The organism is Parabacteroides sp. KHUB-02, from assembly GCF_056640955.1.
The window spans coordinates 3,264,290-3,276,462 of record NZ_JBWQEV010000001.1 but is presented as its reverse complement, the minus strand read 5'-3'; the positions used below and the strand labels follow the sequence as shown (position 1 = coordinate 3,276,462).

The 12,173-nt window shown below is 56.0% G+C and carries 7 protein-coding genes; 5 read left to right on the top strand and 2 right to left on the bottom strand.

What is annotated here, in order from left to right:
- Positions 1 to 16: 16 nt before the first annotated feature.
- On the bottom strand, positions 17 to 1,696 hold the full coding sequence (locus ACYIA1_RS14310) for a tetratricopeptide repeat protein (RefSeq protein WP_048927888.1): 1,680 nt from the start codon (positions 1,694 to 1,696) through the stop codon (positions 17 to 19).
- Between the two features lie 296 nt (positions 1,697 to 1,992).
- Here ACYIA1_RS14310 and ACYIA1_RS14305 point away from each other — a divergent pair, with 296 nt between their 5' ends.
- The gene (locus tag ACYIA1_RS14305) at positions 1,993 to 2,466 is read left to right on the top strand and encodes a helix-turn-helix transcriptional regulator (protein WP_005866615.1); all 474 of its coding nucleotides are present in this window, start codon (positions 1,993 to 1,995) and stop codon (positions 2,464 to 2,466) included.
- Positions 2,467 to 2,533: 67 nt separating this feature from the next.
- On the top strand, positions 2,534 to 4,684 hold the full coding sequence (locus ACYIA1_RS14300; protein ID WP_480335617.1) for an MAC/perforin domain-containing protein: 2,151 nt from the start codon (positions 2,534 to 2,536) through the stop codon (positions 4,682 to 4,684).
- Here ACYIA1_RS14300 and ACYIA1_RS14295 read toward each other — a convergent pair.
- A complete protein-coding gene (locus ACYIA1_RS14295; protein WP_158532651.1) occupies positions 4,681 to 4,935 on the bottom strand; it encodes a hypothetical protein in 255 nt (84 codons plus the stop codon). The genes ACYIA1_RS14300 and ACYIA1_RS14295 overlap by 4 nt on opposite strands.
- A 61-nt stretch (positions 4,936 to 4,996) precedes the next feature.
- Here ACYIA1_RS14295 and ACYIA1_RS14290 point away from each other — a divergent pair, with 61 nt between their 5' ends.
- The 3 genes from ACYIA1_RS14290 to ACYIA1_RS14280 are packed head-to-tail and all read left to right on the top strand — an operon-like array spanning position 4,997 to position 12,144.
- A complete protein-coding gene (locus tag ACYIA1_RS14290; RefSeq protein ID WP_418191808.1) occupies positions 4,997 to 5,809 on the top strand; it encodes a DUF6261 family protein in 813 nt (270 codons plus the stop codon).
- A gap of 37 nt (positions 5,810 to 5,846) precedes the next feature.
- Positions 5,847 to 10,013, top strand: coding sequence for a hypothetical protein (locus tag ACYIA1_RS14285; RefSeq protein WP_480335615.1), 4,167 nt, complete (start codon positions 5,847 to 5,849; stop codon positions 10,011 to 10,013).
- Between the two features lies 1 nt (position 10,014).
- Entirely contained in the window at positions 10,015 to 12,144 is a 2,130-nt protein-coding gene (locus ACYIA1_RS14280) for an InlB B-repeat-containing protein (protein WP_044544514.1), read from the top strand.
- Positions 12,145 to 12,173 lie beyond the last annotated feature (29 nt).

The window sequence follows — 12,173 nt, the reverse complement described above, 5'->3', positions numbered from 1 at the left end:
CGCCGGAAAGGAGGGATTATCTTTTTTGCAGGAATTCGTCCAAGGATTCCTCTTTCTGCAATCCAAGTTTCTTGCGGATACGGCTGCGTCCGGAGTTGACGCTGGGACGGGAGATGCCCAAGGCCAACGAGATCTCGTCCGTGCTCTGCTTCAGGTAGATCAGCATGCAGAGCAGTTCGTCGGATTTGGTCAGTTCCGGGAAGTCCTTACGCAAGCCGGGCAGGAAGCGAGGGTACAGGGCAGCGAAGGATTGGCGGAACCGCAACTCGTCCTCGCCGCTCAGCAAGGAGGGGTTGAGCTTCTGGCGTACGCTGTCGATCACCTCGTTATGGGCGGCTTGCTCCAGCTCGGCGCTCAGTCGCTCATTGCGGCGGTTCAGTTCTTGTTGGGTAGCGAGGAGATTATCCAGTCGTTGACGCTGGATCTCCCGCTCACGTTGGTGAAGCCGGCGACGTTGGAGTGCGTAGACAATGATCCCGGTCAGCAGGCAAATGGCTAGGATCAGGATGACGCGCGTATAAACGAGCGAACGTTCCTTCAAGGCCACTTCGGCGGATAAGGCCCGATTCTCCTGCTCCTTCCGTCCGGTCTCGTAGCGTACGTTGGCACCAATGGCGTACCGCTGTTTCTCCGCCAGTTGCAACGAGTCGTGTATCTCCTTGTATTCCGGGTAGATCTCGGCCATCTTGTCTCCCTTCTTTTGTTGGGCGTAAAGGTTGAGCAAATGCCGTCCGGTCCAATCCATCATATCGTTCGCCTCGTATTTCTTGTAGAGAGCGTAGGCCTCTTCCATCAGGGGGAAGCCTTTTTCCGGCTTTCCGTCGCGTACGAGGCAGGCCCCCAGCATGAATTTGAAAAGATCTTGATACCCCGCGGAGATCGCTTCTTCCTCTTCTATCAATTCCTTGTACCCTTCGAGGGCGGCAGGGATAGAGTCGGGCACATATTCGTAGTAATAATTGTAAAGTATGTTTTTGGCGGCGAGGACATAGGCGTTCTCTTTCAGCTCCTCCCCTCTCTTTAAGGCCTGCCGTGCGTAATATAAGGTAGAGTCGTGCTGTTCCAGCTCCCAGAATATCCCGGCTTTCATCCGGTAGAGGTCGCTGATGGTAAAACTATCCAACTGGAGGGAGTAGTCGATGGAGCGTGAGATGGCCTCCATAGCCTTGTCGTACAATCCGAGGTCGCTATAGGTGGAGGAGAGGTCGGCGAAGGTGTAGACGAAACCCCGGTTGAGCTTCTCGGGGTGGGCTACGCACCAGTCCATGGCTTCCTGTATGACTTCCACCTCTTTTTCCCGCATTCCCTTGCGGCGGTAATAATGGCCGAGGGTAGAGAGCAGGTCGGCCGGATCGTCGGCGGCATCGGGGTGGAGGCGATAGACGGCGAGGGCCCTTTCTTGCACACGGATCGCATCCGAAGGGTCGCGGCGGAATTTATAGAGCGTGTTGGCTACCGCTTGGGCGATACGGATCTCTAGCCACGGGTCGTCGGAAGGGGGAAGAGCGGCGAGGCTGTCGGCGAGGCGCAAGGCCTCCTCCCGGTTGTCGCGGTCGTTGAGCTGCCGGAGTATCTCCTTGGTATCGGGCGGAAGCTGCCGGGAGAGGGAGCCGTCCGCGGGAGGCGTGTCGTGCCGGCAAGCGAGGGTGGCTAGCGAGAGGAGGGTGGCTAGCAGGAAATGCGTGATGTCTCTCATCTGCGTAGGATTTTATGGTTTATCGCGAATATACGCCGTTTTTCATGGAAAATAGCGTGTCCCGGGGGATAAATCGATTGAATCATCTATTGGTTTTTTATCCGTCCGAAGGCCCGGCGGCGTACCTTTGACTTGTCCGTACCACCGGTGCCCCGAGCGGCGTGTCAATTAAATTGATGATCGCATTTCGTGCGGATAAGGCCGTTGTTGAGGACTTGTTGAGCGGATTGCTCAAAAAAGAATTCGTCGTATAAGGATAGGAATGGTTTCCTTTGAGAAACAAAAACGAAGTAGTAATGGAAGGGTCATACTTACGGATTTTGATGATGTGCGGGATGCTGGCGCTCCTCCTCTGCGGGGGCTGCTGGGTGTTCGCATGGAAGCATCTGCGCCGGCGGATCGACGAGCGGTTCGACGTACTGTCGGAACACTTGGAGCGTCACGCCGCCGAGTGCCCGATACGGAAGGAGCACCTGCTGGCCTCGTGCCTTCCCGCCGATCCGGAGCGAAAAGGGAACGGATCGTTCCACCGATCGTTCCGGGCATCGTATCCGGGTTTCCTGCCGACGCTTAGGGAGCGGGTGCCGGGGATCACGCCGGCGGAGGAAACGCTTTGCATGCTGATCAAGATGAACCTGAGCAACCGGGAGATCGCCGACAAGATGTCTATCTCCATCGGAAGCTTGCACACCACCCGCTACCGGCTGAAACAGAAGATGCCGCCGGAGGCCGCCAAGGGCATGGACGAATGGGTACGGGCGATCGAATAGGGTCATGGGGAGGCGAACTCCCTACATTATAATATAGAGTATACACCTTTATCTAAGAAGAATCAGTATGAGAAGAGAATCTTTATTTTTCGGTATTTTGACGCTGGTGGTGTCGGCCTTCCTCACGGGATGTTCCGACGACGACACGGAAGTGTACGTCCCCCAGCGTGTGGCGGAGTTCAACCTCTCCGACGAGTCGGACGGCAACCGGCTGTTCATCATCCATCCGTGGGAGGGCGAGATCGCCATCCCGGTGCACGATGATCGTATCCGCGACTTCGAGTTCAGCGGCAAGTATTTCGATTGGGAGATGAGGCAGGGGGCCGAGAGCCGCTTCCTCGTGCTCAACCTCAAGAAGGAGGTGGAGCGTAAGCCTTTCCTCGAGAAGATCGCCCTGCGGGGGATCGCCAGCAAGTCGGGGGAGGCGGCGACGGACACGCTCTTCCTCGTGTCGCAACCCAAGCTGGAAAGCTCAGCGTCGGATAACGCCCCGAGCTATATGCACAACGTGGGCAAGACGGTGAACACGGCGGGCGATATCTTCGCCGCCCCTAGCGAGCCTTTCCTAGATTTCGACCTGATGTACGGCACGGAGGCTTTCGTGAAGACCCCCCACGCCGAGTCGTGGGGACGGGAACGCTCCGGCGTGGACTACGAGGAGATGGTGGACAACATGTGGCAGGAGCTCGGCATCTCGGTGAGCAGCCTCGGCTTCACGAACCAAGGCGCTCCTACGCCTACGAGGTCGAAACTCTTCTCCGGCTCCTTCGACCAGCGGTTCCAGCATAACCAGACCTCGTCCAACCGCTTCGAGTATCACGTGGACGTGCATGTCAAGCCGATGGTGGAGCTGCATATGGCCACCGCCATCTATACCTTCGCCAGCAATCCCGACGTCTTCCTGCCGTTCCTCACCACGACCGCCTCGCGCTTGCTGAACGAAACCAATAGCGACCTCTACAAGCGATACGGCAACACGCAGAAGGGCATCTACGATCTATACGACACCTACGGCACCCACGTGCTGGTGGGCGGTGTCTTCGGCGGGAGCTATACCTATATCTACAGCCGGAAGGAGAACCTCTATTACGACGAGACGGTGTTCGCCGCCGAGGCGGAGCTTTCCGCCAAGTCGTCGTCGCCGGCGGGAGAGAACGAGAACTGGCTCCAGACCTACTATCGCGTGATGGGTACCCACGGCGGCAAGATCGGCGCCGGGGGCGGCTATACGAAGTCGGAGCTGAACGAGCATATGTCCGAGGAGAGCATCATGATCATCACCGGCGGCAACGCCTCCGTGGACTTCGAGAGCTGGGACAAGTCCATCGCCGACGAGAACAGCAACCTCCACCTCGTAAGCTACGGCCCGAGGGGCGATACCACCCGTTGCTTCCTGGTCCCCCTGTATTACCTGACGAAGAACTATGCGCGGCAAGATGCGCTGAAGAAATATCTGGACTCCTACGTGGAGGCGCGTTCGAAGCTGGCCAAGAAACCGCAGCTGATCCTGGCCGACTTCATGATGCGTACCGGGAAGGACAATCACGGGGATCCCGCCGGACAACGTGTCTTCACCGGGCCGGACGGCAAGGAACGCATCTACAGTCCGTTGGTGCTGAATACCAAGGGACCGAACGACTCGCGGATCGGCAAGATGCTCGATACCTCGGCCCACGAGTACCTCGACGTGGGGGATAACGCCGACCAGCTCTGGTGGGTAGCCCTCGACTTCAAGGACGAGTGCCGCCCCATCTACCACATGCGCTTCATGAAGGAGGACGACGCCCGCAAGCACGGCTTCGAACCGCGGGGGCAGGACGCCGAATCGGGAATGATGTGGGACGCGATCGATAACCATTACGTTTGCTTGAAGTTCTCGCCCGACGACAGCCATAAGGAACCGGTCTCCGGCGTGGGCATCGCCCGCAAGGGGAAGAGCGATGACCTATACTACGTGATCGCCACCTCGCCCGGTACCGACATGACGCTTCCTTACTCCATCGACGAGCAATTCCCGGCCTATTGGGGAAGCAAGGAGTATAAATTGAAGAGCGAGAACCCGCCGTACCGCTTCGGGGTGGACCAAGAGAACGACCTCAACGAGGGCGACAGCTGGTTCGGCCGGAACAAGGCGACCAACCATAAGCAATGGATCTTCCCGGTCTACACCACCAAGGCATTGGACTGGCCGATCCGGTTTACGAAAGCGACGGACTAGCGAAATACCTCGGAAACGATCCCTACGACCGTAGCCATCCCTCTCGAGGCCTCCGGAACGATCCCCACGACCGTAACGGCCCCTCCCGAAGCCTCTGGAGTGATCCCTATGGTCGTAGTGGCCTCTCCCGAGGCGTCCGGAGCGATCCTTACGACCATAGCGGTCCTTTCCGGGGCCTCGGGAGAGATTTCGACACCCGTAGGCATTGTTTGATAGAAAAATATATGATTATCAAAGGGATTATCCTGCATTTGTAGGAAACCTTACGTCTGCGGACAAGAGGAAAGTATTAACGAAAAAACAACAAACAGTATGAGTTTAGCGAAACAAATCGGATCGGTATCGAAGACCGCGTTGACCAACGCCGGCCACATGAACATGAACAACGAGATCTACGCCCGTATCTTGGATACGACCGTGGCCGCCCTCCATCTGGAGGCCCTCGCCCCGGGTTACAAGGAATGCATCGACCGGGAGGCGGAGTGCGTGAACCGCGTCACCAAGAGCGCCTCCACCGCCCAGCTGGAGGCGAAAGACAAGGAGCGTGACAAGACCCTCCAGTTCATCTACTCCATGAACGGCTCCTATAAGGTATGCCCCGACGAGACCCTGCGTACCCCCGCCCTGCTGGTAGACAGCGTGCTGCGGGCCTACGACAAGATCTACGCCAAGGCCTACGCCGAGGAGACCGCCCTGATCGACGGCCTGCTGCTCGACCTCGCCAAGGCTGACGTATCGGAAGCCCTCAAGACCCTCCGCCTCGACACCTACGTGGCCCAGTTGAAAACCTTGAACGATGCCTACAAGGCTCTCGACATCACCCGCACCGACGAGTACTCCGCCCGTGTGAAGACCGATACCACCAAGGCCCGCAAGGCGACCGACGAGACCCTCGACCTCATCATCCAGCGTGTCAACGCCTACGCCGTACTTGAGCCTACCGAGGCCATCAACGCCTTCATCGACACCGTGAACCAGATCTTCCGCAAGTATAAGAACCTCATCGCCGCCAAGGGAGGCCCCACCAGCCCCTCCAAGTCCGACGACAAGCCTTATCCCACACCCGACCCTGCGCCCGACCCCGAGAACCCCGGCGGCGATAGCGAGAGCCCGGACGAGATCTGAGCCTAGCAAATTGTCAAACACTTAAAATCGAATCCATATGAACGAATTTTATCTTTCTAGAAAGATATCCGCGCGGCTCTCCCTCCGGGCCGCCGTGCGGATGTTCTGTATCCTGACGCTGGCCCTCTGGGGGCCGGCAATGGCAGGAGCGCAAGCGCAGACACAGCCGCTTGACGTGGCTAGTACTAGTATTACTGATAAACTAACTCTCACCTATAAACTGAAACCCAACAGCTCGACCGATTACGCTTGGTTTTACAAGGTCGGGACTAATGGCACCGAGACCGAGTTCTCCGGTACGCTGACGGGCACGAACGCAAACTGGCAGCAGGGCGCGATCGATATCAAAAGCGAGAAAGCGATAGCCGACGCGAATAATCTTGACAGCTACCCGATCCTAAAATTGGATGGGCTAAACCTGACCTCCACTACTGCCGACGGCTCATTATTTTATCTGGAGGGCAGTAAACCGTTCTGTATCCAAGCGACAGGCAACTCTGCCAGTAACCTGAAAGCGAAAAAGGATGTGATTAATAACTACCAAGGATGCATCCTGCTTCTGGATGGTGGCACCGCCGGATTGAATATCGCCGCGGAAGGAACTGGATCATATGGAATATATCTGTACTCTACTAGTTCTGCTATAAATACCACCATCAAAGGCAAGATAACTGTCACGGCGGAAGCTGTTGCTGTGTTTCTAGACAATTGGGGTGCTTTCTCGGCTACCGAAGACGCGAAAGTAACGGTTTCTTCGGAAGATAAAGATGGAGACGCAATTTATGGAAGCTCTAGAGTGAAATCCCCCTTCCTCCAATGGCAGTTCGCCACCGCCCCAACGAGTGGCCAGACGCTCGAGGTGAAAAACGCCAGCGGCCAATCGTTCGATCCCGTTATCCAATTCACCACCGACGGTAAAAAGAAGGGTTTCGCCATCAACGTCACAAAGAACACCGGCTACACCCTTTGGCTGGGCAACGAACAACTGATGGATTCGAAAGGAACAACCGTCTTTACGGCAACGGAAGATAAATTAGTCTCCTTCTCAGGCATGACGACTCTCCCCGCCGACTGGCCCGAGTACGCCAAATTAGCCAATGTCGGCCCGACTGGCACCGATGTCGCCGTCTCCGGCACTACCTACACCGTCAAGACCGCCTGCGGCCTCGCGTGGATCGCTTGGGTGACGAATAACGGGAAGACAATCGCCGATGCCGATAAAACCTATACCGATTCCTATCCCGCCTCCGAGGGCTTCAAAGACTGTACGGTTACGCTTGCGGACGATATCTCGCTGGCGAAACCTGCCCAAGGCGTGGCGAGCGGCTTCGAGGCTAATTGGATACCGATAGGGACTTATAAAGGCTTCGATGCACGTTACTACTTTCAAGGCACCTTCGATGGTGGCGGCCATACGATTACCGGAATGACGATCTCCTCGGCCTCGTTTTACTATATCGGCCTTTTCGGTTATCTGTATGGAGCGACCGTGCGGAATCTGACGATGGCAGGATCTGACAATATTAATTTGACAACTATTGCTAATGCTCAAGACACCGCTTACTATCTTGGCTGCGTGGCAGGTTATGTAAAGAATGGAAAAATCATCAATTGCCATAATCAATGCAAGGTTAGTTTTTCTGTGACCGGCAATTCTGGGTCTCTCGGTGGAATTGCCGGTTACTCTGAAGGTTCGGTGATTAGCGCTTGTTCAAACAGGGGAGCTGTCACTATGACCGGAAAGATGGGTCGTGGTGGTGGAATCGTAGCGACTAATAATGGCTCTTCTATCGTTTCCTGCTTCAATACGGAGGATATCCGTGTTACTGCTACCGGTTCTGGTTCTAGCGATGCCGCGTATGCGGGCGGTATCGGAGCCTATAGTAGCGGTAATTGTAGCATATCGCACTGCTATTCGACAGGGTGGATAATCGCTAAATCTTCCGCTGCTAATGCTTATTCTGGCGGCATTGCCGGACTATCTGAGAAAACGACGATTGAATCTTGTTTTGCCACAGGCGCTGTTTCTGCAGGATCAAACAGCGACAGCCGGATAGCTGCCGCAGGTGGTATTGTGGGGCAAGCTTTTGCTGGAAACATTAATATAACGATAAAGAATTGCCTCGCCTTAACTACCGCCGGCGTGAAAGCCTTAGGAAATACGTCGGATAAACAGGCCGGTCGGATTGTCGGATCTGATCCACCTACTAATAAAGTTACCCTTCTCGACAACTACGCCAGTACCATGATCCAACTGACGATAGGAGATAATACGCTAGCCGTCCCTACCGATAACATAGGTAGCGATAAGGCAAACGGTGCCGACACTTACCTCGATGATGTCGCCGCCGAGATCGCCGCTTGGGCAGGCCCCGAAAATACACAAGCCTTCACCGCCATCGGTACCGCCGAGAACGGCCTGCTCCCGCAACTGAAAGCTATTGCCGGCTATGGCGCTGACGGTCTGCCTACAGCTTACGCGAGTACTATTATCCCCGGCCAGTCCGGCTTGTCGTCTGCCTCCTATCTGAGGTCCTTGTTGTCACTGCCCTTGTCTTCTAGCGATACGATGACCTTCATGCTCTTCTACTCCAACAACAAATGGAGTTATAAAAAGGGAGCCGGAACGGAGACCCGTTTCAACGGCAAAATATCGTCACCCCCAGGCCCTTCCGCCAACAAGCTCATCGTCGCCACCGCTACCGGCAACCCGACGCTGACGTTGAATTACGTAACGATACGCCCGACCGACGGTGCTGCCTTGACCGTCAACGAAGGTTGCGATCTGACAATTGCGCAGACCGGTTCGATCCTCGGCTCGTCCGGTGCCTCTACCTTGATCAATAAAGGCACCTTGAGGCTGTCGGGCAGCAGCTTCCGCATTGAAAACAGCAGCTCGTCCGATATGCATTACTGCCTCGATAACTCTGGCACCTTCAGCGTGCTTGATCCGGTAAATGGCTATACCACTTTCCATTGTGCCCACACCGCTATCCATAACACCGGTACCCTTACCAATGCTTGGATGGAATGTCTGTTCACGGATGAGGCGGGAGATGCTGGCGCTACGATAAGGTTTCTGCCTCGCTCATCCCAGCCCATCGAAGTAAAACGCTACAACAAGACCTTAGCCACTACCGTTACGGCGGGCGAGGAGTATAAGCTCTGGGAGATGAAAGCTAGTACGTTTATCCCGCAGAAAGGCCTCGATAGCGAAGGCACGGCAATCGATCGCTTCCCTGCTCCCGAGGCGGATGGTAGGGTAACGACCTTTACGGAGGTGAGTGATTGGAAAGAGGTCGAGATCTCCGGCAATCAGAATCTCTCCGAGGCCGGCCTGTCACAGAGTGTCATCGTTAAATCCGATGGCGTGCTTACCGTCGATAGCGAGAATGCGTCCGTCTTTGAGTTGACATTGGAGGAGGGTGCGCAGGTCGTGACAACGAATGCGCTGAAGGTGTCCAAGACTTTCAAAACCAACCGTTCGCTGAATAACAAATGGACGACCTTCGGTAGCCCTATCGAATTGACAGCCTCTGCGGAATATGGTAGTGGGCTAATCCTTTATGCCGCCACCGGCTACACCGCTAAGGAGGCCGTTGCCCAAGGTTGGGAAGAGGTCTCTGTCCTTTACGGGAAAAGGGTCGATCTCACCGCCGGTAGCCCCTATCTGTTGGCCGCCGACGCAGCCTTGACTCGGGTAACCTTTAGCCAAACAGCCTCCGACGCGCCGATCGAGATACCGGCTACGGCTACGGTCGCTTCCGGCGATGCCCTCGAGAACGGCGTGTTCCTCTTCCGGACGAACCCGAATCTCGCCAACCTTACGCTCCGTGGTATCTACGTGCTCAATGCCGAGGGTACCCGCTTCGACCTTCAGGAGGCGGATTATGTGCTGAAGCCTTTCGAGGCATACATCACCGCCAATGCCGTCACCCGCTCGCTGGTTCGTAGCGTGGGTGTGTGCGATGGCTCCGTGGTGACCGCCAACGAGATCGCTACCGCTACCGCCGCTGTCCGTATCTGGGCCGCCGACGGTGCGCTGCATGTCTATTCCGGGGAGGCCGCCGCGCTTACCGTGGTACGCTCCGACGGACGTACCGTCTACGCCGCCTCTATCGTCCCCGGCGATACCCGCTTGGCTTTGCCTTCCGGTATTTACATGGTTCGAATCAATAACATCACTTATAAAATAGCGCTTTGATATGAAACAATATACTAGTTTATGGCTCGTATGCCTGCTGGCGGTCTTCTCGATGACCGCCCGGGCGCAGGAAGGGATCGAGACGAAGGCCCGTCCCGACTACCCCGCTCTTCCTTTCATGTTGACTTTCGAGGCTCCCGCGGAAGGATCTGCCTCCTTATCGATCTCGGCGGACGGTGAGACCCTCACATCCCCTACGACCTTGCATTCCGGCACCGAGGTGACGATTACCGTCACCCCCGCCGACGGCTACCGAATGGCTTCCGGTTACCCGAAGGTTTACCGCACGGGTACGCCCTCCGAAACGGTACCGGCTACGTTTAAGCCCGATGCCAGTAGCGGTATCGCCTACCTCTACACCTTCACCATGCCGGACTTCCCGGTCACGGTAGAGGTGGAGTACGAGAAGATCCAGTCCACCGTCACCTTCGCCAACCCGGCGAACGGTACGCTTACCTTGAGTACCGCCGATGCTCCGGGTAGTTCGATTGTTTCCGGCGGCGAGGTCGCCTCCGGTACGAAGGTGACGATTGCCGCCACCCCCAACAAAGGCTACCAAATGGTGTTCGGCTCCTTGAAGGTATCCGGGAAGGTCGGGGATAAAACCAATACTGTTCCGTTGCAGAAAGAGAAAGATGGTACGACCTACTTCTTGATGCCGGCCTATACGGTGGAGGCTGAGGTGAAATTTGAGCCTATCCTCGTGGCTCTGTCCTCGGAAGCCCGTTTGAGTTCCCTATCGTATAAGGAAGGAAGTGGGGAGGTTACCCCGCTTCCCGGTTTTCTTGCCTCTACGATGAAATATGAGGTGCTGCTCCCAAATTCCACGCAGAAATCGGCTACCCTCACCTTATCCGGCCAGCTGGTCGATGCGAAGGCTGAGCTGCTCGTGAATGGATCGCCTGTTTCCGTAGAACCGACAGGATCGTTCACGGCTACCGTATCGCTCGAGAGTGGATCGGCCAAGGCTACCTTGGTCGTTACCGCCGAGGATGGACAGACCAAGCGTACGTATGAGGTAAACTTCACGGTACTTCTCGAGTCGGAATATTACGTCAAGATCCTGCAGCCGGAAGGCGGTACGATCTCCGTTTCTTATACAAAAGAGGGTAAGGAAGTGAGCGTGAAATCCGGCGATGCCGTACCCGTTGGTACTGAGTTGAGCTTGGCACATACGGCCTTGCCAAAGTACGAATTCGTGAGTTACAAAGTGAATGATGACCCGCTAGCATCTGGGAATATTACCGTCTCCGGTACCGACGACTTGACGATAACCGCTGCCTTTACGCAGGAATCTTCCGTGACTCCGGAAGAGATCGCTACGATCGGTACGCCGGCCGTTCCCAAGGAAAAGGAAGGGCAGGAGGGAACGAATGTTCCAACGGATGATAACCCGATCGTGATCATCCCCGATGCCGTATCCCTGCCATCGGATACGGAACTCTCCAGCCTCCGCTTGGTGAAGGAAGATATAGAAGACCCAGCGAAAAAGGCTGAGATTGAAGAGAAAGCGAAAGCTGCCGCCCAAGATGCGGGTATCGCTCCTGATGCCCCGAAGATCGTGATGGAAGTGACCTTGGTTAAGGTGACGACCACGATTTCCGCTACCGACGCATCCACCACTACCGCCGTAACTCCCGTGCAGCCCTCCGATATCGTGACGGTACGTATCCCGTATCCGGAAGGCGTAAATAAAACCCAACATGATATCGTGATTATCCACCTCCGCTCGGACGGCGTGGTAGACGTGTATTCCGAGGGTAATAACAATTTGACATTAGAGGATGATTATATGGAGATCTCCGTTGCCAGCTTCAGCCCGTTCGTGGTAAGCTATACGCCCAAATCTGGGCCGGTGGATCCCGATTATCCTGACACACCCGACACCCCGGATACCCCGGATGTCCCGACATCGAATGCCTCGGTAGAGGGAGGCATAGCGGTTTGGACCTCTGCCAACGCCCTCCATATCCGTGCGGATCGTCCGGCTGAGGCATGGGTTGTCGGCCTGTCGGGTGCTAGTCGTGCCCGGTTTGCGGTCGTTCCCGGCGAGACAAGACACGCTCTTCCCGCGGGAGTCTATCTTGTCCGGATAGCCGACCAGACCTATAAGGTACGGATACGGAACTAAGCGTTGTTTGTTTGACGTGAGAGGGATGC

Excerpts from the sequence above, each read along its gene's own strand:
- ACYIA1_RS14310 (WP_048927888.1), bottom strand. The coding sequence starts at position 1,696 with ATGAGAGACATCACGCATTTCCTGCTAGCCACCCTCCTCTCGCTAGCC.
- ACYIA1_RS14305 (WP_005866615.1), top strand. The coding sequence starts at position 1,993 with ATGGAAGGGTCATACTTACGGATTTTGATGATGTGCGGGATGCTGGCG.
- ACYIA1_RS14300 (WP_480335617.1), top strand. The coding sequence starts at position 2,534 with ATGAGAAGAGAATCTTTATTTTTCGGTATTTTGACGCTGGTGGTGTCG.
- ACYIA1_RS14295 (WP_158532651.1), bottom strand. The coding sequence starts at position 4,935 with ATGCAGGATAATCCCTTTGATAATCATATATTTTTCTATCAAACAATG.
- ACYIA1_RS14290 (WP_418191808.1), top strand. The coding sequence starts at position 4,997 with ATGAGTTTAGCGAAACAAATCGGATCGGTATCGAAGACCGCGTTGACC.
- ACYIA1_RS14285 (WP_480335615.1), top strand. The coding sequence starts at position 5,847 with ATGAACGAATTTTATCTTTCTAGAAAGATATCCGCGCGGCTCTCCCTC.
- ACYIA1_RS14280 (WP_044544514.1), top strand. The coding sequence starts at position 10,015 with ATGAAACAATATACTAGTTTATGGCTCGTATGCCTGCTGGCGGTCTTC.